This window comes from Rhizobium sp. 18055 (assembly GCF_902706285.1).
In the GTDB taxonomy this organism is placed as follows: Bacteria; Pseudomonadota; Alphaproteobacteria; order Rhizobiales; family Rhizobiaceae; genus Rhizobium.
The window spans coordinates 64,427-85,777 of record NZ_CACSKD010000014.1 but is presented as its reverse complement, the minus strand read 5'-3'; the positions used below and the strand labels follow the sequence as shown (position 1 = coordinate 85,777).

The following is a 21,351-nucleotide window of genomic DNA, read 5'->3' as shown; positions in this document are numbered from 1 at the left end:
AGAATTATATGGTCGAAGGTCTTTCCATCAACCTCGCGACGATCCGCGAGCAATGCGGCTTTGCCGAAGCGGTCGATCTCTGCCTGAAGCATGGCATCACCTCGATCGCCCCCTGGCGCGATCAGGTCGCCAAGGCAGGACTTGACGAGGCCGTGCGCATCGTCAGATCCAACGGCATCAAGCTCACCGGGCTCTGCCGCGGCGGCTTTTTCCCGGCGCTGGAAGCTGTGGATCGCCAGACAGCGATCGACGACAACAAGCGCGCCGTCGATGAGGCCGCAGCCCTTGGCGCCGATTGCCTCGTGCTCGTCGTCGGCGGTCTTGCCGGGAACTCGAGGGATCTCGCACTTGCCCGCCAGATGGTGGCCGACGGCATTGCCGCGACGCTCCCGCATGCCCGTGCCGCCGGCGTGCCGCTGGCGATCGAGCCACTGCACCCGATGTATGCGGCCGACCGCTCCTGCGTGAACACGCTCAGTCAGGCGCTCGACATCTGCGAGCAGCTGGGCGAGGGGGTTGGCGTCGCCATCGACGTTTACCACGTCTGGTGGGACCCGGATCTCGCAGAACAGATCGCCCGCGCCGGCCGCCTGCAGCGCATTCTCGCCCACCACATCTGCGATTGGCTGGTCCCGACCAGGGATATGCTGACCGACCGCGGCATGATGGGCGATGGCGTCATCGACCTGAAAGGCATACGACGGATGGTCGAGGCTGCAGGCTTTGATGGTGCCCAGGAGGTCGAGATCTTCTCGGCGGAGAACTGGTGGAAACGCCCGGCCGACGAGGTGATCGCCACCTGCGTCGAGCGCTTCCACAGCTGCTGCCAGGCCTGACCAAAAGCATAAAGATCAAGTTTGTTTCCGCACGCATGAAGGAGGATCATTCGATGGAGAAGCGCCGTTTTGCACTGATAGGAACGGGAAACCGCGGCACCACCATGTGGGGCAAGGAGCTGCTGGATGGCTGGCGCGAGCATGTGGATCTGGTCGCCATCGTCGATACCAACACGCTGCGTGCCGAGCGCGCCCGCACCATGATCGGTAGCAACGCGCCTATCTACGAGACCATCGACGCCATGCTCGCCGAGCAGCAGGTCGACATGGTGATCGTCTGCACGCCCGACTATACCCATGACGAGATCGTGGTGCGCGCGCTCGAAGCCGGCATCGACGTCATCACCGAAAAGCCGATGACCACCGCGGTCGACAAGATCCGCCGCATCCTCGATGCCGAAAAGCGCACCGGCAAGCGCGTCGACGTCTCCTTCAACTATCGCTACGCGCCGACGGCGGCGAAGATCAAGGAACTGCTGAACGCCGGCGAGATCGGCCGCGTCACGTCCGTCGATTTCCACTGGTACCTGAACACCCAGCACGGCGCCGATTACTTCCGCCGCTGGCACGCCTACACGGAAAATTCCGGAAGCCTCTTCGTCCACAAGGCCACCCACCATTTCGATCTTCTGAACTGGTATCTCGATAGTGATCCGGAGGCGGTCACCTCGTTTGCCGATCTGCAGAACTACGGCCGCAAGGGCCCGTTCCGCGGCCCGCGCTGCAAGCTCTGTTCGCACACGCAGGAGTGCGATTATTATCTCGACCTGGAAGCCGATCCCTTCCTCGATGGCCTCTACGAGGATCCCTCGAAGCTCGACGGCTATTTTCGCGATGGCTGCGTCTATCGCGAGGATATCGACATCCCCGACACCATGGTCGTCAGCCTGCGCTACAAGAACAACGTCCACGTCTCCTATTCGCTCAACACCTTCCAGCCGATCGAGGGCCACCACATCGCCTTCAACGGCACGGAGGGCCGGATCGAGCTGCGCCAGTTCGAAAAGCAGCCGTGGGAAACACCTGACGAGGACACCATCCTGCTGATCCGCAATTTCCCCAAGGGACGGGAGCCGCTCGAACGCATCGTCGTGCCGCATTCCGCAGGCGGCCACTATGGCGGCGACAACCGCATGCGCAACATGATCTTCAAGCCCGGCATGGAAGACAAGCTCGGCCAGCGCGCCGGCACCCGCGCCGGTGCCATGTCGGTTCTCTGTGGCATCGCGGCACTCAACAGCTCCCGCACCGGCAAGGTGGTGAAGATCGCGGATCTGATGCCGGAACTGGTCGGCGGCGATGCCGCGCCCGGCCTGAAAGCCGGCTAACTTATTCGGCCCACCAAATTGTCCAGGGCCTCCCGGCTGGACATCGAAACGAGCGGTTCGCCTTCGGGCCTGCCGCTCGTTTTCGTGTGTGGCACCTTCCCTGAAATTTCGGGGTCTCTCAGTAAACTTGAGTGAGAAAACCTTTTCTCACTTGACGAAATCCCGGAGAAAACGTTTTCTCATGCAAAATACGGGAGGTCGCGGTGAATATCGCGGGAGGAAAAAGAGGGCGGATCACCATCCACGATGTCGCGGCTGCGGCAGGCGTCAGCATCTCGACGACCTCGAAGGCACTCAACGATACCGGCCGGATGAGTGTCGAGACCCGGGCACGCGTCAAGCGTATCGCCGGCGAGGTTGGCTTCCGGCCGAATGCCTTGGCTCGCGGCCTGCTCAGCAAGCGCAGCTTCACCATCGGCCTCCTGACCAACGACACCTACGGCCGCTTCACCCTGCCGCTGATGGCCGGCGTGTCCGAAGCCCTCGTCGATCACGGCGTCTCGGTCTTCCTCTGCGCGATCGAGGACGATCCGGCGCTCGGCCAGATCCATGTCGAGGCGATGCTGGAAAAGCAGGTGGACGGCATTATCGCGTCGGGCAAGCGCGTCGATGGACAACTGCCGGTCGATCTGTCGAAGCTGCCGGTGCCTGTCGTCTACGCCTTCACCGAGGGCGAGCCCGGCAGCGTCACCTTCCGCTCCGACGATGCGCAGGGCGCCCGGCTGGCGGTGGAATGGCTGGTCAGGATCGGCCGCCGTCGCATCGTCCATATCACCGGGCCGGATGATTTCTTCTCGGTGCGCGAGCGCGCCGGAGCCTACCACGCTGTCATCGGTGGCGAGGGGGTGGTGATGTACGGTCGCTGGGCTGAGGCCTGGGGGCATGAGGCGGTCGAGCGCATCTGGAGCGGCGAGGGCGAGAAGCCCGACGCGATCTTCTGCGGCAACGACCAGATCGCCCGCGGCGCCGTCGATACGCTGCGCGAACGCGGCATACGGGTGCCGGAGGATGTCTCGGTGGTGGGCTTCGACAATTGGGAGATTGTCGCCGGCCAGACCCGGCCGCCGCTGACATCCGTCGACATGGAGTTGAAGGAACTGGGGCGCCAGGCCGGTCTGACCGTGCTGGCGCTTGCGGAGGGACGCCCAGTGGAGCCGGGCGTCAGGACATTGCCGTGCCGCCTTGTGGTGCGGCAGTCATGCGGGGGCAAAAGCCCCATCGAGTGAGGAACCGGCGCGGAGGAGATGCGCCACTTTTGGGAGGAAGAGCCATGATCAAGCGTCTATTGGCAGCAACCAGCATTGCCACACTATGCCTCGTTTCGGGAGCGTCGGCTGCCGAGAAAGTCGAAATGTGGGTTCGCTCCGGCATCGGCGAATCTTTCAAGAAGGTGGTGGAAGCCTATAATTCCAGCCATGAGAACCAGGTGGTCGCCACCGAAGTGCCGTTCTCCGAACTGGTGCAGAAATACGCCACCTCGATCGCCGGCGGCCAGGCGCCCGATGCGCTGTCGATGGACCTGATCTACACCCCGGCCTTCGCCGCTGCCGGCCAACTCGAGGACCTGACGGACTGGGCAAAGAAGCTGCCCTATTTCAACTCGCTGTCGCCCTCGCACGTCAAGCTCGGCACCTATCAGGACCACATCTACGGCCTGCCGCTCTCGGTCGAGACCTCCGTCTTCGCCTGGAACAAGGATCTCTACAAGAAGGCCGGTCTCGACCCCGAAAAGGCGCCGACCACCTGGGAAGAGATCACCGCCAATGCCGAAAAGATCCGCAAGCTCGGTGACGACACCTACGGCTTCTACTTCTCAGGCGGCGGCTGCGGCGGCTGCATGATCTTCACCTTCACGCCGCTCACCTGGGGCGCCGGTGCCGATATCCTCTCTGCCGACAGCAAGACCGCGACCCTCGACACGCCACAGATGCGCAAGGCGGTCGGCTATTACCGCGACATGGTCAAGAAGGACCTCGTACCGGCAGGCGCGGCCAGCGATAACGGCGCCAACTTCCTCAGCTTCACCAACGGCAAGATCGGCCAGCAGAGCCTCGGTGCCTTCGCCATCGGCACGCTTGTCACCGAGCACCCTGACATCAACTTCGGCGTCACCCTGATTCCCGGCGTCGATGGTAATCCGTCCTCCTTTGCCGGCGGCGACAACTTCGTCATCACCAAGGGCAGCAAGAACATCGACGCGGTGAAGGAGTTCCTCGAATACATCTATTCGATGGACGGCCAGAAGATCATGGCCAAGTATGGCAGCCTGCCGACCCGCGGCGATATCGCCGACAAGGTGCTCGAAGGTCTCGATCCCCGGCTTGAGGTCGGGCTGAAAGCCATCGGCGTCGCCAAGACGCCCTACACCCTGCAGTTCAACGATCTGATCAACAGCGCCAACGGTCCATGGGCAACCTTCACCAACGCCGCCATCTTCGGTGATGACGTCGATGGTGCCTTTGCCAATGCACAGTCGGAAATGCAGTCGATCATCGATAGCGGCCAATAATCTCCCAAGGCCGTGGTCGGGGGATGGTGGCAGTCCCCCGACCGATTTCACCACTGGAAATGCGGAGTGTCTTCATGGCCGTTTCAGGTCAAGCCCAGCCCATGCGCGTGCGAAAACGACAACCAGGACCGGAATGGCAAGGGCTTCTCTATATCGCGCCGGCGATGCTGCTCGTCATCATGTTCTTCGTGTTGCCCGTCATCTTCACCGGTTGGATGAGCCTGCACAACTGGCCGCTGATGGGCGCCCAGCGCTGGATCGGCTTCAACAACTATGTCAGGATGTTCCACGACACCCGCTTCATGTCGGCGCTGAATTTCACAGCCTACTATACAGTCATCGTCACCATCGTCATTTTCGCGCTGGCCTTTCCGCTCGCTTTGTTCGTCGAGCGCGAGCGTGCCTTCGTCAGCACCTATCGTACTATCATTTTCCTGCCCGTCGTCGTCGGCCTGGCCTCCGCATCGCTGCTCTGGGTCTGGCTCGCCAATGTCGATAGCGGCTTTATCGGCCCGGCGCTTAAGGCGCTCGGCCTCGTCGATCGTCCGCCCAACCTGCTCGCCACCTTCGACAGCGCCTTCCTCACCATCATCGTCATGGTCGTCTGGAAGATAGCAGGCTTTACGATGATCATCCTGCTCACCGGCCTGCAGGCGATCCCCGCCGATCTCACCGAGGCCGCCGTCGTCGATGGCGCCAGCTGGTGGCAGCGGTTCCGCTACATCACCCTGCCGCTGATGCGCCGCACCATCGCGCTGGCACTGATCATCTCTGTCACCGGCTCGATTCTTGCCTTCGACCAGTTCTACATCATGACCGCAGGCGGTCCGCAGAACCGGATGATCTCGGTGGTCTACTACATCTTCAACCAGTCCTTCGTGTCCTTCAATCTCGGCTATGGCGCAGCGCTCTCGATCGCCCTTCTCGCCATCCTCGTGGTCATCAGCATTGCCCAGCTCTGGCTGCTCCGGGTCGGGGAGGAGCGCTCATGAGCCTCGTCACCGGACGCCGCAAGAGCAGGGAACGGCGCAACCAGGCAGCCTTTCATGGCACCGGGCTCTGCATCGCCATCTTCTTCCTCGCCCCCTTCGTCATCACGCTGCTGGCGTCGTTGCGCCACGGCACCGAAGCCCGCCTGCCGCCGCTGCCGCCATGGCCGACCACGGGCATCAGCTTCGATTCCTACCGCTCGCTGGATAGCTTCGGCGCCGGCATCTGGCAGCATACGGTGAATTCCCTGATCGTCTCGGTGGCAACGGTGGTGCTGACGGTGGCGATCAGCCTGCTCGCCGGCTACGGCTTCTCGCGCTATCGGTTTCCGTTCAAGAACGTCTTCTTCGTGCTGATCATCGCCACGCTGATGATCCCGTTCCAGTCGATCCTGACGCCGCTGTTCATCATCCTGGCCAAGCTCGGGCTCAACAACTCGCTGTTCGGCCTCACGCTCGTCTACGTCACGCTGCAGCTGCCCTTCTCCGTCTTCATGATGCGCAACGCCTTCGATGCGGTGCCCAAGGAGATCGAGGAGGCCGCCCGTATCGATGGCGCGCAGGACATGAAGCTGCTGGTCATGGTGCTGTTGCCGCTGGTGCTGCCGGGTGTCGCGACGGTGGCGATCTTCGCCTTCCTCAATGCCTGGAACGAGTTCCTGGCCGCCCTCGTGCTGCTCTCCAGCAATGAGAAATACACACTGCCGGTGCTGATGATGGCGGTGCGCGCCGGTCGCCTCGGCGCCATCAACTGGGGCGCCGTCCAGGCCGGCGTCGCCGTCATGACCATCCCCTGCCTGATCGTTTTCCTGCTGCTGCAACGCTACTACCTGCGCGGGCTCATGGCCGGCGCGGTGAAATAGCCGAAATCAAATAACCAAGTGAAATGAATTTCTTAGAAAGATGGACCACGCCATGACCAAGCTGAAAAGAGACCGCCAGTTCCGTCCGCTCCCCGTTCCCAATGTCGATGTCCACGGCCTGTTCGGCGATCGCCAGGACGCGATCTGCGATTCCACCGCCGAAACGCTGCTCGACCGCTGCGTCGAAGCAGGCATGGTGCGTGCCATCGATACCAGCAAGCCGAGCCCCGGCATCGTCATCCCGCTACAGGCCTGGGCCGGCTCGACCCAGATGTTCTGGGACAGCGACCTCGGCAAGTCGATCGAGACGGTGGCCTACTCGCTCTACCGCAAGCCCAATCCGAAGCTCGAAGCCCGCGTCGATGAGATCATCGACATGTACGAGACGATGCAGGACGAGGATGGCTATCTGAACGCCTGGTTCCAGCGCGTCCAGCCCGGCCGCCGCTGGACAAACCTGCGCGACCACCACGAACTCTATTGCGCCGGCCACCTGATCGAAGGCGCCGTCGCCTATTTCCAGGCCACCGGCAAGCGCAAGCTGCTCGACGTCATGTGCCGCTTCGCCGATTACATGATCAAGGCTTTCGGTCATGGCGAAGGCCAGATGCGCGGCTATTGCGGCCACGAGGAACTCGAGCTTGCCCTGGTCCGGCTCGCCCGCGTCACCCGCGAAGACAAGTATCTCGACCTCGCCAAGTTCTTCATCGACGAGCGTGGTGTCGAGCCGCACTATTTCACCGAGGAAGCCCTGCGCGATGGCCGCGATCCGGCAAAGTTCGTGCACAAGACCTACGAATACAATCAGGCACATCTGCCGGTGCGCGAACAAACCAAGGTCGTCGGCCACGCGGTGCGCGCCATGTACCTCTATTCCGGCATGGCCGACATCGCCACCGAGTACAATGACGATACGCTCACCGCAGCCCTCGATATTCTCTGGGACGATCTGACGACCAAGCAGATGTATGTTACCGGCGGCATCGGCCCGGCCGCCTCCAATGAAGGCTTTACCGACTATTACGACCTGCCGAACGAAAGCGCCTATGCCGAAACCTGCGCCTCCGTCGGCCTGGTCTTCTGGGCCAGCCGCATGCTCGGCCGCGGCCCAAATCGCCGCTATGCCGATATCATGGAGCAGGCGCTCTATAACGGCGCCATGTCCGGCCTGTCGTTGGATGGCAAGACCTTCTTCTACGAGAATCCGCTGGAGAGCTCAGGCAAGCATCACCGCTGGGTCTGGCACAATTGCCCCTGCTGCCCGCCCAACATCGCCCGCCTGTTGGCCTCCATCGGCTCCTACATGTATGGCGTCGCCGAGGACGAGATAGCCGTCCATCTCTACGGCGAAGGCAAGGCCCGCTTCGAGATCGGCGGCACCGCGGTCGCGCTGGCGCAGAAGACCAACTACCCCTGGAACGGCGCCATCCACTTCGACGTGACGCCTGAACGGCCATCCCGTTTCGCCATCTCGCTGCGCATCCCTGAATGGGCAGACGGCGCAACGCTGAAGGTCAACGGCGAAGCGATCGACCTCGTCTCCGTCGAGATCGACGGTTACGCCCGCATCGAGCGCGAGTGGACGAGCGGCGACAAGGTCGATCTCGACATCCCGCTCGCCACCCGCGCCCTCTTCGCCAATCCGCTGGTGCGCCAGGATGCCGGCCGCGCCGCACTGATGCGCGGCCCGCTGGTCTACTGCGTCGAAGCGACAGACAACGGTGCCGGTCTCAACGGCATCCGGCTGCCAGGCAATGTCGGGGAGGCAAAGACCACGGAGATCGCCGACCTGCGCGGCGCTGTGGCGCTCGACATCCCGGTCGTCAAAGAGACGCAGGACTGGGGCGCAGCGCTTTACCGCACAAGCCCGCCGGCTGCAAAACCGGCAACAGCCCGCTTCGTCCCCTATCACCTCTGGGACAACCGCGCGCCCGGCGAAATGCTGGTCTGGATCCGCTCGGAAAAGGCGCAGGCGTGACGCCCCGCTATCCATAAATCCGAAAGGCCTTCGGGCGGCACAGCCGCTGCCCGGCGGCCGCATCGCTCAGGCCGTTGCCCAGCCCGTCGTCCGGTCAGCCGCTGGCGGCCTGCCTGTCCGTGGCGGCGGCAACCTTGATCATCGCCACCCAGTTGCGCGCAATCGCAACGCCGTTGGCGTCCGCCTCGGCTGCATGCGCGGAAACGAAATCGCGATAGCGGCTGAGCCAGCCCGGCTCCATTCGCTCGATCGTCTGCTCGAACCCGGCCGTCCACCCCTCGACCACTTCGGCATTGGCCTCGAAGTGGAATTGCGCGCCGTAGGCCGCCGGCCCGACGCGAAACGCCTGGTTCTCGACAAGCGGGGTGCTGGCCAGCAGGCTGGCGCCTTCCGGCAGCGTAAACGTGTCGCTGTGCCACTCGAACGTCGTGAATTCGGCCTCCAGTCCCGCAAGCAGCGCATCCGCCTTGCCGTCGTTGGTCACCGAGACTGGCTTCCAGCCGAATTCCAGCGTCCGGCTCAACAGGTTCTCCGCCCCATAGGCCCGCGCCAAAATCTGTGCGCCGAGGCAGATCCCGAGCACCGCCTTGCCTGATTCGGAAAAGCGCTGCATCAGCCGCGCCAGAGCCGGCAGGTAGGGATAGGCCTCGTCATCGAGCGCGTCCTGCTCGCCGCCGAGTACGACCAGCGCATCATGCTCGAAAATGCTGCGCGGCAGCCGTCCGTCGATATAGGGCCTGAAATAATCGAGCTCGGCATTGGCCTCGGCAAGTGCCACGCCGAGCGATCCGAGCGGCGTGTTCTTCATGTTTTCGACGACGGCAACCCGCATCAACGTCTCCTGCATTCTCTGTCGGCTCACAGGAACACCAAGCCGTCGGCGATTGCAATATCCGTTGCGCGACACCCCGGCAGTTCGCAAATCTGAGCGAAAGGAAACCGCCATGACCGAGAACAAACCCCGCATAACGATTTTATATTGCACGCAGTGCAACTGGCTGCTGCGCGCCGGCTGGATGGCGCAGGAGCTGCTGCAGACCTTCACCGATAGCCTCGGTGAAGTGGCGCTCATTCCCGGCACCGGCGGCAATTTCGAGATCCGCGTCGATGACGCGCTGGTCTGGGAGCGCAAGCGCGATGGCGGATTTCCCGGCCCGAAGGAGCTGAAGCAGCGCATCCGCGACATCATCGAACCGGACCGCGATCTCGGCCACATCGACCGGGCGTCGAAGGAAAGCTGAACCTAGTCGTAGGGCGAGTTGCAGGTCTTGGAGGTCCCTTCATAGGTGATGAAGCGATCGGTCCTCGGATTGTAGCTGCGATACTGGCTCCGGCACCATTCGGTGTGGAAGCTCTTGTCTGCCTGCTCGACGCGTGGCTGCGTTTTCGGTGCACGGCGCACGGGCGGCAGCTTGTAGCTGCCCGGCGGCTGGTTGTTGTAGTAGCTTGGCGCCGGACCCGCTTCCCGGGGCCTGTAGTAGGTCGGCCCTGTCGCCGTCGGCGGCCGGTAATTCGGCTGCACATAGGAGGGCGTGAACGATTGCGTGCGGCCGTACGTAAAGCAGCCGCGGAAATCGCAGCTCGTCTGAACCTTGATGATAGCGGGGTTGCCCGCCATCTGCGGCCCGGCGACGAACGGCCTGGCGACGCCCTGCATTGCCGAAACCTGCCCCAGGGGCAGAAGCGATAGAATCACGATCAGGGGCAGTTTCTGCAAACCGGTCATCAAAGCCTCCTTGTCCATGCAACTGATATAGTGCGTGGCACGCCGATCGGCATCATGCCAACGGCGCAATTGTGCAAAAAGCCTGCTTCCGTCGCCCCATCCCCCGACTTTTTTGCGCGCTGTCAGAAAAACTTCAAAAACCCTGTTGACACCAACGGGCCACCCCCGTACATCGCTCTCCGTCGCCCAGATGGCGGAATTGGTAGACGCGCCAGCTTCAGGTGCTGGTACCCGAAAGGGTGTGGAGGTTCGAGTCCTCTTCTGGGCACCATTCCATTTTGAGAAAGCCAATTTCTCAACGATTGTAAGATATTAGGCGTTCCGCAAACCTCGTCAGAGTTGATATTGCCGGAACGCCGAAAATCTCTTCCCAACACCTGAAACGGAATTTTGAGCCTTGAGCTCCGATCTTCCGGCATGTCCGAAAGCGCGACCCTGCTCGCGTCTCGATCAGAATATCGCCTGTGCTTGTCGCTCGAAGAATAACGTCGCGTTGCGGTTAACATTGCGCAATGTTTGCGCAGGCCGAGCAACGATCTTGGCATGTCTTGAAGCAAGTTTTCGTGCCGCTGATGTGAAAGCATGCATTGAAAACACCTATCCCTTGCTAATGCACAGTATTGTCATCGAAGCGGCTGAACGCCAAGTCTGAAGCTCTTTCATTTGGGCGCGAATGATGCTTAGTTCGTCCCATTGGGAGATCGATGGCATTTAAGGGTCCAGCGCTGCATGAAAAACGCGACTTCTTCTCTTGAAGGGAAGTTCAGCCGGGGTGTTACACTGAGGGTTGATCTCACCGGTATTCTTGCATGTCTCCTCATGGTTCTGCTTGTCGCCAGTGCCGCCGTAAGCTACGGCAGCCGCCATCGGATCGATGGCGTGGCGCAGCCGATCGGGCCGAAGGCGACCACTCAACAGGCCACCGATGAGGGCGCCAAAAGCATTTGATACTTCAGGCTCGGCGCGTCTCGTTTCCGGTTTCGAAAATTCCTACCAGCGCAGATATCGGCGGCCGAGCACGGCGCCGATAGCGGTCACGGCGGCGATGGCGATCGTGTACCAGGTGGCGACGAAAAGCGGGCTGTCATCGACGCAATGCCAGGCGTAGAGCGCGGCGGCGATGGCGCCGGAAGCAAGGCCGGCTGCAGCACCCGCAAGCGTTGGTCGCTCGGGCGCACCATTCCTGAGCGCCAGCATGAAGCCGGCCAGCGGCGCCAATGACAGCACGGGAATGAACATCAGGCAGAAGCGCGCATTGTGGCCCATCAACTGGCTCTCCCAGGCCTGCGAAGGCAGTACGGAGAGCTCGATGGCAACGGCGGCGATGAGCAGCCCAAGCGGAATGAGCAGCGCCAATGCGGCTGGCCTCAGCGAGACGCCGGGACGGCCTATCCGGAACACCGCTGCCGCGGCAACCACGACGAGCGTCAGCATCAATCCGACCTTGAAGAGCACGCGCGCTGTTTCAATCGCGCTCCATATGTCGTGGCGAATGCCGACCGTTGACAGAAGCATCACTGCCGAAATGGCGGTGCCGGCAATGAGCGCAGTCGTCAGCACCCGGCCGAGCCGAATCCGCACCGGCGTGTCTTCTGTCAACAGGCTTATCAGCTCATTCGTCTTCACCAGGTCCACTCCGATATAGGGCCGCCAGCGTTTTCAGCGCGCGATGCAGCGCCACGCGCACCGCCCCTTCGCTCATTCTCAGTCGTTCTGCCGTCTCGCGTATGCCCGCACCATCCATCGATATCGAGCGCACGATATCGCGTTGCGGATCCTTCAGGCGTTCCAGCAGATGCTTGGCGTCGAGGCGATCCATCGCATCTTCTGTCTGCTCGCTGCTCTCAAGCGTCTCGATGACGTCCTCGATCGGCACAGTCACATGCCGGCCCCGGCGCCGCAGGCTATCGATCAGCTTGTTGCGCACGATGGTCGATAGCCACGGCCCGATCGGGCGTGCGGTATCCCAGGTTCCGCGCTTCAGGTGTACCGCCAGCAGCACCTCCTGTACCACGTCTTCCGCTTCGCTCGCCGGCGCGCCGAAATGGTCGCAGCGCCGACGCGCCATGGCCCGCAGATGCGGCGTCACGGCCAGAAGAAATCGCTGATAGGCATGCGCATCGCCATCAAGCGCTTGCCGCATCCAGCCTGCCCATTCTTCCTCACGCGCCGAATAATTCACCCGACATTATCCTCTACGAACGGGCACAGGCTGTTGTTACCGGGCTGCTGAAATATTTTGGAATGCGGCAATGCACGGCTCGTAGCCCTTGTCTCTTGCCTTGGAGGATGCTGCAAGACCGCGCCGCTAAAAAAATCCGGCGTCGCGTCGCGCGGGCACCGTGTGCCAACGCTCGCCAATCGGTCAGCGGACCGGCTGGTAGTGGCCGCGCAGCGGAACCTGGCTGCCGGAGGATATGACGCCGTCGCGGTCGCAGACATAGACTGTCATCGGCATCCCACCGGAACGGAAGATCTCGTCGTAGCGCCGGCGGACATATTGCGTCTCCGTGCGACATTTGAGGTCAGGCTCGAGCGACTTGTCGGTCTGCGCCTTGACACCCGGCAGATTGGCATAGGGATAGGCCGATTGCACCCGGCCTTCGCCGGCACGCTTCCAGTCTGTTGAAAAACCCGATGTCGGCAGCAGGCCGCTCGAAAGCGCCAGCATGATCAAAACCGCCCTTTTCAAATTACCAAGTCGCATCAGTGCCCCTGGCCGATCCCGGCCTCTCCATCAATGGCGTGGATGTAAGCATGGCGCCATCAGCCATCAAGCCGACGCACCGCTGCTCCCGCAATCGTGACCTCAGCCCGGCTTGCGGAAATAGCTTCTGAGTGTCGGGTGGGCGATGAGGGTGGCCATGATCGCAAGACCGACACCAGCCAGGAAGCCGGCAAGGAAACCGCCGATGATGCCGGCGATCAGAAGCACCTTCCTGCCCGGCCCATTGGCCTTCAGCGGCGGTTCGGCCTGCGAGATCACCCGGATGTTGCTGCGCGACAGGCTCTGCTCTTCGCTGGTCTGGCTCGAGCGCTTCAGCACGGTCTCGTAGATGTCGCGCGCCGCTGTCGCCTTGCGCTGCAATTCGTTGAGTTCGACCTGCTTGTCCGATGTGTTGACCTGCAAGGCCTTTTGAACTGCCAGCTCCTTGGAAATGGCGTCTTCGGCCTTCTTCGCCTGGTCGTATTCGCCTTGCGCGGTGCTTGCCAGTCGTTGCAGTTCGCCGCGGATTTCGTCTGACACGCTCTTCAGCGAGGAACGCGCGGCTTGCAGCCGCGGATGGCGTGTGCCCATCTGGCTCTCGAGGCTGCCGACGATCGCCGCCTGTGTCGAATATTGTTGGCGCAGGCTGGCAAGTGCGGTCGAAACGCCGCCGCTCTGCGGATCGCCGCCGACAATGTCTTCGAAGCGCAGGTTCGCCACGGCGTCGGCTCTGGTTTTTGCCTGGATCGTCTTGTCCTGCGCCGTCACCAGCAGCGTGTTCAGCGATGCCAGCCGCTGGTCGGAGATCAGGCCGTTCTGCGTCGAGGCCATGTCGTTATCGGCGCGATAGGTCTCGACCGCCTGCTCGGCTTCCTGGACCTTCTGCCGAAGATCGGTCAGGCGGCTGTCGAGCGTGGTGGACGTATCCTGGTAGAGACCGGAGCTGGCGCTGTCTTCCTCCTGCAGGAAGGAGGCGACGACCTGGTTGGCCAGGCGCGCGGATTTCTCCGGGTCCTTTGTGGTTGCCGTCATCGACACGACATAGGTGCCGCTCTGGCGAGCAATCAGCACTGCCTTCTGCAGCGCGCTGATGACGGCGGCACTATCGGGTCGCCCGCCCGTGAATTCCGGGTCCTGGTCGAGCTTCATCGCATCGGCGACACGACGCATCACATTGCCGGAGGTCAGGATCTGTACCTGGCTGTCGATCATTGCCGAGATCATTTCCGGCGATGGGCCGGAAGATTGCGAACTCGGATCGCTGAGGCCGACCTGGCGCGGGTCGAAATAGAGCGTGGTTCCGGCGGTGAATTTCTGCGTCGACATCGGCAGCACCACGCCGCCGGCGACGGCACCGAGCGCCGAAAGTCCAAGCACGATCAGCCGCCAGCGCCAGACGGCCTGGATAACGGAACGAATGTCGAGCAACGGCCCTGATGGCTCGGTGGTCTGGATATAGACGGGGGCGGCGGTGACCGGCGTCTCGACAGGCTCATGCCGGAAAGGAAGCTGCGCTGCTATCGTCTGAGGTGTTGAGGGCGTTGCCATTTCGGCGGTGGGCGGCTGCGGCGCAACGGTGGCGTCGGGCGCAATCGATGCGGGCGCTGGCTTGGCAGGCACGAAGTCGGACGGACGCAGCACCGGTCCATGCGCGCCGGTCCGGTCGGGCTCGGCGTTCGGTGGCTCATAGCTGCGCCATTGCGGCAGCCGGCCTACCTTATTCCTGTCAAACTGGTTCATTCGCGCGCTCGTTGTCCGCCCTCAAAAACGCGTGGCGGCGTAAGCGTGACTTTAGAAATTCTTAGCTAACGGACCGTTAAGATGCGGCAACGACAATGGAATCAACGATCAGCCGAACCCGGAAGCGGTAAAAATGACCTATATGTCTTCATCCTGGCGGCGCCTTGCAGCGGCCGCCCTGGCAACGGTCGTGCTCCAAACGGGTGTCGCCAATGCGCAGGGCACCTGCCTGCAGGGTATCAATCTCTCCGGTGCGGAATTCGGCGATCCCGGCGGCGAATACTTCAAGGCCTATGACTACCCCTCCGAGGAAACCATCGCCTACTTCGCCGGGAAGGGCTTCAACACCGTGCGCCTGCCGTTTCTTTGGGAGCGCCTGCAGCCGCAGCTTGGAAAGCCGCTCGACGAAGCCGAGGTCAAGCGCCTGAAGGATACGGTCGATCTACTGCGCAAGCAGCATCTCACCATCGTGCTCGATCCGCACAATTACGCCTCCTATAACAAGACCAAGATCGGCAATGCGCCGGTCACCGACACGGCCTTTGCCGAATTCTGGGCACGGCTTGCCGTCGAGTTCGCCAACCAGGAGGATGTGATCTTCGGCCTGATGAACGAGCCGAACGACATCGCAACCGATGTCTGGCTGAAGGCTGCCAATGCCGCTATCCGCACCATCCGGGCCACAGGAGCGAACAATCTGATTCTGGTTCCCGGCACAAAGTGGACCGGCGCCCATTCCTGGGAAACGGACGGCCCGGGCGGCGCCAACGGCACCGTCATGCTGGGCATCCGCGACCCGCGCAAGAACTACGCCTTCGAGGTACATCAGTATTTCGACGACGATTCCTCGGGAACGAATAGCGAATGCACCGGCAACGACAAGGCGCTGGATGCGGTAACGGCGATGACCGCATGGGCAAGGAAAAACAATACGCGCGTCTTCCTTGGCGAGTTCGGCGTCTCGCAGGACAAGGCCTGCGTTGCTGGGCTGTCGCACGTGCTCAACCACCTGCAGGCAAATCCGGATGTCTGGCTCGGCTGGACCTACTGGGTCGCCGGCGACTGGTGGCCGGAAAGCGAAACGCTGAATGTCCAGCCGCACGGCGGCAAGGACCGCAAGCAGATGACGGCTCTCGAAAAGGCGCTGAAGGCGCCGCCGCCGAAGAAGTCCACCTGCAAGACGCTGGTGGACTGACCTCATGGCAAGCAAGGTCAAATCAGCCAGGGAGCCGATCGACTACGGCATTCTGGCCGCCAGCGTGCTTGGTGTGACCTACAACGCCATCCTTGCCTTCATCAACCACAACATCATGCCGCTGACGCCGAGCTATGTGGTGCTCAGCGAAATCCTGATCCTGACCTTCAGTTTCGGCTTCATTCTGAAGAAGGGCCTGTTCGAAGAGGACCTCGCACCGCTCGGCTATCTGCTGCTGACCATCGTGCTGACCGTCTACGTGATGGTCATCAACAAGGCCGGCTATATAGACCATCTGCGCAATGTGCTGATCATCTTTGCCTTCGTGGTCATGGGTCGCTGGACCAACGAGCGAACGCTGCGGCTTGCCTTCAAGATCTGCTGCATCGCGGTTCTGGCCGCACTGGTCTGCGAAATCCTTTCGACCGCGGCCTATGTGGCCCTGTTCCATCCGGCCGAGTATTTCCAGAACACCCGCGGCGTGCCGCCCGCGACCTATAGCGACAGCGGCCTGTTTCGCGGCGCGCTCGGCTTCGAGGGGCGCTTCTCCTTCGGCCTGATCGACCACCGCTCCTCGTCGATCTTCCTGGAGCAGGTATCGCTCGCCAATTTCTGCGGCGTCATCGTCATCTATCTGGTCTCGTTTGCCAATCGCATCAGCATGTTCGACCGCCTGATATTCATGTCGACGATCGTGCTCATCCTGGTGACCAACGACACCCGCACCATGCTGATCTTCACCATCGTCAGCGCTGCCGGCTATCTCATCTATCCGTTTATCCCGAAGATCTGCGATTTCCTGATGATGCCGATGATCGTGGTCGGCGGCTTCGCCATTCATGCCTTCAAGCCGGACGCGCATGAGGACGATTTCGTCGGCCGTATCAGCGGCACCGTCAGAAACATCATCGACATGGATCTCGCCTCGACGCTCGGCCTCGAACTCGACAAGGCAACCACCTTCGTCGACAGCGGCTACGTCTACATCACCTACGGCGCCACGATCTTCGGTCTCATTCTCTTCTGGCTGTTCGTCTCCTTCTATCCGGCCGGCCGGACGCCGAACCAGAAGCGGCTTTGTCATTCCCTGTCGCTGTTCATGTTCCTCAACCTGATGATCGGCTCGACCGCGATCTTCTCGATGAAGACGGCAGGCCTGGTATGGCTTCTCGTCGGCTTTCTCAAATTCAACGAGGGCTCCACGGCGGGGATACGCAGTTCCACGGCGCAAGCGGAACGGCCTCCTGTTGTATCTGCCGTAAGCTGATGGACGATGAGACGTGGCCCCAAGCCAGCTGTTCTCCAGAAAATTGATGCAGGGATGAGCGAGCTTCGCTTGATCGGCCAGGTTGCTTTGATCTAAGCAGGCTTGCCGGCTCTATGCCGAAAAAGGATGACGCCTGAAAGGGCCGATGCCTAAACAAGGAATGTGACGCATGACGCAATACGTACTGACGGTAGCCTGCAAATCGACGCGCGGCATTGTCGCAGCGATCGCCACCTATCTGGCCGATCAGGGCTGCAACATCATCGACAGCTCGCAGTTCGACGATCTGACCACCGGCATGTTCTTCACCCGCGTCAGCTTCATCTCCGAAGAGGGCGTCAGCCTCGCGGCCATCAAGGAGGGCTTCACGCCGATCGCCGAGAAGTTTGCGATGGTCTCGGAAATCCACGATGGCGATCAGCGCATGAAGGTGCTGCTGATGGTCTCGCGCTTCGGCCACTGCCTGAACGACCTGCTTTACCGCTGGAAGATCGGCGCCCTGCCGATCGATATCGTCGGCGTCGTCTCCAACCATTTCGAATACCAGAAGGTGGTCGTCAATCACGACATCCCCTTCCACCACATCAAGGTGACCAAGGAAAACAAGCCGCAGGCCGAAGCGCAGATCATGCAGCTGGTCGAAAGCTCCGGCACCGAGCTGATCGTGCTGGCCCGCTACATGCAGGTTCTGTCGGATGCGATGTGCCAGAAGATGTCGGGCCGGATCATCAACATCCACCACTCGTTCCTGCCAAGCTTCAAGGGTGCCAATCCCTACAAGCAGGCCTATGAGCGCGGCGTCAAGCTGATCGGCGCGACGGCCCATTACGTCACCGCCGATCTCGACGAAGGCCCGATCATCGAGCAGGACACGGCGCGCATCACCCATGCCCAGAGCGCCGACGATTACGTCTCGATCGGCCGCGATGTCGAAAGCCAGGTGCTGGCCCGCGCCATCCACGCCCATATCCACCACCGCGTCTTCATGAACGGCAACCGCACGGTCGTCTTCCCGGCAAGCCCCGGCGGCTACGCGTCCGAACGCATGGGCTGAACCAGCGGCAGCACCGACGTGGCAATTCCCCGGAATGACCGACGATCTGCCGCTTGCCGATAGCAAGCAGCCTATTATCTGCTTATTGTGCAAGATCGAATCGTGCGGTGGGGGATTACCATGACCGATGAAACGCTCGCTCAGCGTCTTGAGCTTCCGCGCCCTGACGTGACGGCTGCGGAAGCCGGCGACATTCTCCTGTCGCATTACGGCCTTTCGGGCACCCTCAGCGAACTCGGCAGCCAGCAGGACCGCAATTACCGCATCGATACCGGCGAGCAGCGCTATGTGCTGAAGATCTGCCACATGGTCTACGAGACGCTCGAACTCGAAGCCCAGAATGCCGCCATCCGCCACCTCTCCGCCATTGCGGACGCGCCGCGCGTGCCGCGGGTGATCGCCTCGACGGACGGCCAGGATATCGTTGCCGTCGGTATCCGCGACCGGACCTATCAGGTGCGCGTGCTCGAATATCTGGAAGGCGAGGGGCTGTCGAAGCCCGCCTATCTGCCGAAGCAAACCGTCGCAGCGCTTGGCGCCCTATGCGCAAACCTGGCAAAATCGCTGGCCGATTTCGAGCATCCCGGCCTCGATCGCAATCTGCAATGGGACCTGCGCCGCGCCGGCCCGGTCGCCGTACAGCTTCTTTCGGCAATCACCGACAGTGCCGCCCGCGACCGCATCGCCAAGAACATGGTCGCCGCCGTTCGCCGCGTGCAGCCTTTCGCCCCGGCGCTGCGCCTGCAGGCGGTCCACCACGACGTCACCGGCGACAATGTCGTCAGCCGCCGCGACAAGCACGGCCGCCTGATCCCCGATGGCGTCATCGATTTCGGCGACATCATCCGCGGCTGGCTGGTCGGCGATCTCGCCGTCACCTGCGCATCGCTGCTGCATCAGGCCGATGGCGACCCCTTCTTCGTGCTGCCCGCCATCAAGGCCTATCACGATGTCTATCCGCTGAAGGCAGAGGAGCTGAGGGCGCTCTGGCCGCTGGTCGTCGCCCGCGCCGTCATTCTGGTGGCCAGCAGCGAACAGCAAATCTCCATCGATCCCGAAAATGAATACGTCCGCGGCAATCTGGCGCTCGAACAGCGCATCTTCGACACGGCCGTCGCGGTCCCCTTCGATCTGATGGAAGCAGCGATTCTGACGACCGCCGGCGTCGCGGTCCCCGCGGTCGCAACGGACGACTGGCATCCGCTGCTGCCTGATCTTGATCTGCAGAAAATGCTCTATGTCGATCTTGGCGTCGAAAGCCAGCATTTTGCCGCGGGCAACTGGGCGCAGGGCGACATGGATTGGCGCCTGCTCGCCCGTGCCGCCTCCGAGGCCGACGCTGCTGCCACCCGTTACGGTGAATACCGGCTGTCGCGCGCGCACCAGCTCAGCGCCAAGCCATCCGCCACCTACGCGCTGCACGCCGACATCTGCCTCACCGCCGGCCAGACCATCGCCGCCCCCTTCGCCGGCAAGGTCAGCTGGCAGAACCATCATCTCGTGCTGGCAGGCGAAGCGATCAGTCTGCATCTCGACGGTCTTGATCTCGCGGTCGAGGACGGCGCAGAGCTCGAAGCCGGCCAGACGATCGGTACCGTCTCCGGCGAGCCCTCATCCCTGGGTGGCCTGCGCGTCCAGCTCTCGACGCTGAAAGGCGCCGAGCCGCCGCTGTTTTGCATCCCCGCGGAAGTCTTCGCCTGGTCTACGTTATGCCCGTCGCCGGCAGCGCTGCTCGGCGCAGGCGTCGAGGCACCAAAGCCGTTGACCGCAGAAATCCTAGCCGCCCGCAACGCCCACTTCGCAGCACCGCAGAAGCATTATTACACCACCCCGCCGCAGGTCGAGCGCGGCTGGAAAGAGCATATGTTCGATGTCGAGGGCCGCGCCTATCTCGACATGGTCAACAACGTCACCATCCTCGGCCACGGCCATCCCAGGCTTGCCGATGCCGTCAGCGAGCAATGGCTGCGGCTGAACACCAATTCCCGTTTCAACTATGCCGCCGTTGCCGATTTCTCCGCGCGCCTGGCAGACCTTGCCCCTGATGGCCTCGACACGGTGTTCTTGGTCAACTCCGGCTCGGAGGCCAATGATCTGGCGCTGCGGCTTGCCTGGGCCCACACCGGCGCCCGCAACATGCTGAGCCTGCTCGAAGCCTATCACGGCTGGTCGGCCGCCAGCGACGCGGTCTCCACCTCGATCGCTGACAATCCACTGGCCCTAACCACAAGGCCGGACTGGGTGCATCCGGTGATGTCTCCAAACACCTATCGTGGCGATTTCCGTGGTCCGGGTTCGACCGGTGATTATCTCCACAGCGTTTTTGCGGCACTCGAACAGATCGATCACCGGGGCGAGCGGCTTGCCGGCTTCATCGCCGAACCTGTCTATGGCAACGCCGGCGGCATCACCCTGCCCGATGGCTATCTCGCTGCCGTCTACGGCCAGGTGCGCGCCCGCGGTGGCGTCTGCATCGCCGATGAGGTGCAGGTCGGCTATGCCAGGCTCGGTCATCATTTCTGGGGCTTCGAGCAGCAGCAGGTGGTCCCCGATATCATCACCGTCGCCAAGGGCATGGGCAACGGCCACCCGCTCGGCGCCGTCATCACCGCGCGGGCGATTGCCGATTCGCTGGAGAAGGAAGGCTATTTCTTCTCGTCATCGGGCGGCAGCCCCGTCAGTTCCGTCGTCGGCAGTACCGTGCTCGACATCATGGCCGACGAAGGCCTGCAGCAGAACGCTCGCGATATCGGCGATCACCTGAAGTCCCGCTTGGTGGCGCTGATGGATCATCACCCATTGGTCGGCGCCGTCCACGGCATGGGCCTTTATCTCGGCGTCGAGTTCGTCCGCGACCGCACGACGCTGGAGCCGGCGACCGAAGAGACCGCGGCGATCTGCACCCGCCTGCTCGATCTCGGCGTCATCATGCAGCCGACCGGCGATCACCTCAACGTGTTGAAGATCAAGCCGCCGCTCTGCATCACGTCGCAAAGTGCCGATTTCTTCGCGGAGATGCTGGAAAAGGTCCTCGCCGAAGGCTGGTGAAACATGGTCTTGCAGTGTTAACCATTGCGGTCATTTCGAGGCCCGGGGTGTTTTAATCAAAAGCCCCATTGCCGGAATCAGGCGCACTCCCTATCTCTGGCATCGAGCGAC

19 protein-coding genes and 1 tRNA gene are annotated in these 21,351 nt (G+C 62.2%); 14 read left to right on the top strand and 6 right to left on the bottom strand.

Annotated features, from left to right (window positions below):
- The first annotated feature begins 8 nt into the window (after positions 1-8).
- The 7 genes from GVL52_RS21450 to GVL52_RS21420 all read left to right on the top strand — a co-directional run bounded on the left by GVL52_RS21450 (position 9) and on the right by GVL52_RS21420 (position 8,503).
- The gene (locus tag GVL52_RS21450; protein ID WP_160010893.1) at positions 9-836 is read left to right on the top strand and encodes a sugar phosphate isomerase/epimerase; all 828 of its coding nucleotides are present in this window, start codon (positions 9-11) and stop codon (positions 834-836) included.
- A gap of 53 nt (positions 837-889) precedes the next feature.
- The gene (locus GVL52_RS21445; protein WP_160010892.1) at positions 890-2,164 is read left to right on the top strand and encodes a Gfo/Idh/MocA family protein; all 1,275 of its coding nucleotides are present in this window, start codon (positions 890-892) and stop codon (positions 2,162-2,164) included.
- 203 nt (positions 2,165-2,367) lie between these two features.
- The gene (locus GVL52_RS21440; RefSeq protein ID WP_160010891.1) at positions 2,368-3,390 is read left to right on the top strand and encodes a LacI family DNA-binding transcriptional regulator; all 1,023 of its coding nucleotides are present in this window, start codon (positions 2,368-2,370) and stop codon (positions 3,388-3,390) included.
- A 44-nt stretch (positions 3,391-3,434) separates the two neighbouring features.
- Positions 3,435-4,673: a sugar ABC transporter substrate-binding protein gene (locus GVL52_RS21435; RefSeq protein ID WP_160010890.1), complete on the top strand. Its 1,239-nt coding sequence runs from the start codon at positions 3,435-3,437 to the stop codon at positions 4,671-4,673.
- Between the two features lie 74 nt (positions 4,674-4,747).
- Positions 4,748-5,665 (top strand): carbohydrate ABC transporter permease, encoded by a 918-nt coding sequence (locus tag GVL52_RS21430; protein WP_160010889.1) that lies wholly within the window; start codon positions 4,748-4,750, stop codon positions 5,663-5,665.
- The gene (locus GVL52_RS21425; protein ID WP_160010888.1) at positions 5,662-6,525 is read left to right on the top strand and encodes a carbohydrate ABC transporter permease; all 864 of its coding nucleotides are present in this window, start codon (positions 5,662-5,664) and stop codon (positions 6,523-6,525) included. The genes GVL52_RS21430 and GVL52_RS21425 overlap by 4 nt, the downstream gene beginning before the upstream one ends.
- A gap of 52 nt (positions 6,526-6,577) precedes the next feature.
- On the top strand, positions 6,578-8,503 hold the full coding sequence (locus GVL52_RS21420; RefSeq protein WP_160010887.1) for a glycoside hydrolase family 127 protein: 1,926 nt from the start codon (positions 6,578-6,580) through the stop codon (positions 8,501-8,503).
- A gap of 94 nt (positions 8,504-8,597) precedes the next feature.
- On the opposite strand, the gene GVL52_RS21415 is transcribed toward GVL52_RS21420, so the two are convergent.
- Positions 8,598-9,335: a type 1 glutamine amidotransferase gene (locus GVL52_RS21415; protein ID WP_160010886.1), complete on the bottom strand. Its 738-nt coding sequence runs from the start codon at positions 9,333-9,335 to the stop codon at positions 8,598-8,600.
- Between the two features lie 112 nt (positions 9,336-9,447).
- Here GVL52_RS21415 and GVL52_RS21410 point away from each other — a divergent pair, with 112 nt between their 5' ends.
- Positions 9,448-9,744 (top strand): SelT/SelW/SelH family protein, encoded by a 297-nt coding sequence (locus GVL52_RS21410; protein ID WP_160010884.1) that lies wholly within the window; start codon positions 9,448-9,450, stop codon positions 9,742-9,744.
- A gap of 2 nt (positions 9,745-9,746) precedes the next feature.
- Here the strand turns inward: GVL52_RS21410 and GVL52_RS21405 are convergent, their stop codons facing one another.
- Positions 9,747-10,229 carry a BA14K family protein gene (locus GVL52_RS21405; protein WP_160010882.1) on the bottom strand — a complete coding sequence of 161 codons (483 nt, stop codon included), beginning with the start codon at positions 10,227-10,229 and terminating at the stop codon, positions 9,747-9,749.
- A 184-nt stretch (positions 10,230-10,413) separates the two neighbouring features.
- Here GVL52_RS21405 and GVL52_RS21400 point away from each other — a divergent pair.
- Together GVL52_RS21400 and GVL52_RS21395 are read left to right on the top strand one after the other, a co-directional pair.
- Positions 10,414-10,500, top strand: a tRNA-Leu gene (locus tag GVL52_RS21400).
- Positions 10,501-10,958: 458 nt separating this feature from the next.
- Positions 10,959-11,177, top strand: a complete 219-nt coding sequence (locus GVL52_RS21395) for a hypothetical protein (protein ID WP_160010880.1) — start codon at positions 10,959-10,961, stop codon at positions 11,175-11,177.
- 42 nt (positions 11,178-11,219) lie between these two features.
- Here GVL52_RS21395 and GVL52_RS21390 read toward each other — a convergent pair whose 3' ends face one another.
- From GVL52_RS21390 to GVL52_RS21375, 4 genes are all read right to left on the bottom strand, one after another.
- Positions 11,220-11,855 carry an NrsF family protein gene (locus tag GVL52_RS21390; protein ID WP_160010878.1) on the bottom strand — a complete coding sequence of 212 codons (636 nt, stop codon included), beginning with the start codon at positions 11,853-11,855 and terminating at the stop codon, positions 11,220-11,222.
- Positions 11,842-12,411: a sigma-70 family RNA polymerase sigma factor gene (locus GVL52_RS21385; RefSeq protein ID WP_160010876.1), complete on the bottom strand. Its 570-nt coding sequence runs from the start codon at positions 12,409-12,411 to the stop codon at positions 11,842-11,844. Before GVL52_RS21385 ends, GVL52_RS21390 begins: the two co-directional genes overlap by 14 nt.
- 183 nt (positions 12,412-12,594) lie before the next feature.
- Positions 12,595-12,936 (bottom strand): hypothetical protein, encoded by a 342-nt coding sequence (locus GVL52_RS21380; protein WP_160010874.1) that lies wholly within the window; start codon positions 12,934-12,936, stop codon positions 12,595-12,597.
- A gap of 102 nt (positions 12,937-13,038) precedes the next feature.
- Positions 13,039-14,676 carry a GumC family protein gene (locus GVL52_RS21375; protein ID WP_160010872.1) on the bottom strand — a complete coding sequence of 546 codons (1,638 nt, stop codon included), beginning with the start codon at positions 14,674-14,676 and terminating at the stop codon, positions 13,039-13,041.
- Between the two features lie 133 nt (positions 14,677-14,809).
- On the opposite strand from GVL52_RS21375, the gene GVL52_RS21370 reads away from it, so the two are divergent.
- From GVL52_RS21370 to GVL52_RS21355, 4 genes are all read left to right on the top strand, one after another.
- Positions 14,810-15,871 (top strand): glycoside hydrolase family 5 protein, encoded by a 1,062-nt coding sequence (locus GVL52_RS21370; RefSeq protein WP_160010870.1) that lies wholly within the window; start codon positions 14,810-14,812, stop codon positions 15,869-15,871.
- A 4-nt stretch (positions 15,872-15,875) separates the two neighbouring features.
- Positions 15,876-17,138: a hypothetical protein gene (locus GVL52_RS21365; RefSeq protein WP_160010868.1), complete on the top strand. Its 1,263-nt coding sequence runs from the start codon at positions 15,876-15,878 to the stop codon at positions 17,136-17,138.
- Between the two features lie 169 nt (positions 17,139-17,307).
- Positions 17,308-18,192, top strand: coding sequence for a formyltetrahydrofolate deformylase (gene purU / locus GVL52_RS21360; RefSeq protein WP_160010866.1), 885 nt, complete (start codon positions 17,308-17,310; stop codon positions 18,190-18,192).
- Positions 18,193-18,312: 120 nt separating this feature from the next.
- Positions 18,313-21,240, top strand: coding sequence for an aminotransferase (locus GVL52_RS21355; RefSeq protein ID WP_160010864.1), 2,928 nt, complete (start codon positions 18,313-18,315; stop codon positions 21,238-21,240).
- The last annotated feature ends 111 nt before the right edge of the window (positions 21,241-21,351 follow it).

Bases quoted from the DNA above. Each gene is read 5' to 3' on its own strand.
- GVL52_RS21430 (WP_160010889.1), top strand. From the start codon at position 4,748: ATGGCCGTTTCAGGTCAAGCCCAGCCCATGCGCGTGCGAAAACGACAA.
- purU (WP_160010866.1), top strand. From the start codon at position 17,308: ATGACGCAATACGTACTGACGGTAGCCTGCAAATCGACGCGCGGCATT.
- GVL52_RS21405 (WP_160010882.1), bottom strand. From the start codon at position 10,229: ATGACCGGTTTGCAGAAACTGCCCCTGATCGTGATTCTATCGCTTCTG.
- GVL52_RS21355 (WP_160010864.1), top strand. From the start codon at position 18,313: ATGACCGATGAAACGCTCGCTCAGCGTCTTGAGCTTCCGCGCCCTGAC.
- GVL52_RS21445 (WP_160010892.1), top strand. From the start codon at position 890: ATGGAGAAGCGCCGTTTTGCACTGATAGGAACGGGAAACCGCGGCACC.
- GVL52_RS21370 (WP_160010870.1), top strand. From the start codon at position 14,810: ATGACCTATATGTCTTCATCCTGGCGGCGCCTTGCAGCGGCCGCCCTG.
- GVL52_RS21395 (WP_160010880.1), top strand. From the start codon at position 10,959: ATGAAAAACGCGACTTCTTCTCTTGAAGGGAAGTTCAGCCGGGGTGTT.
- GVL52_RS21365 (WP_160010868.1), top strand. From the start codon at position 15,876: ATGGCAAGCAAGGTCAAATCAGCCAGGGAGCCGATCGACTACGGCATT.
- GVL52_RS21415 (WP_160010886.1), bottom strand. From the start codon at position 9,335: ATGCGGGTTGCCGTCGTCGAAAACATGAAGAACACGCCGCTCGGATCG.
- GVL52_RS21450 (WP_160010893.1), top strand. From the start codon at position 9: ATGGTCGAAGGTCTTTCCATCAACCTCGCGACGATCCGCGAGCAATGC.
- GVL52_RS21380 (WP_160010874.1), bottom strand. From the start codon at position 12,936: ATGCGACTTGGTAATTTGAAAAGGGCGGTTTTGATCATGCTGGCGCTT.
- GVL52_RS21420 (WP_160010887.1), top strand. From the start codon at position 6,578: ATGACCAAGCTGAAAAGAGACCGCCAGTTCCGTCCGCTCCCCGTTCCC.
- GVL52_RS21375 (WP_160010872.1), bottom strand. From the start codon at position 14,676: ATGAACCAGTTTGACAGGAATAAGGTAGGCCGGCTGCCGCAATGGCGC.
- GVL52_RS21410 (WP_160010884.1), top strand. From the start codon at position 9,448: ATGACCGAGAACAAACCCCGCATAACGATTTTATATTGCACGCAGTGC.
- GVL52_RS21435 (WP_160010890.1), top strand. From the start codon at position 3,435: ATGATCAAGCGTCTATTGGCAGCAACCAGCATTGCCACACTATGCCTC.
- GVL52_RS21425 (WP_160010888.1), top strand. From the start codon at position 5,662: ATGAGCCTCGTCACCGGACGCCGCAAGAGCAGGGAACGGCGCAACCAG.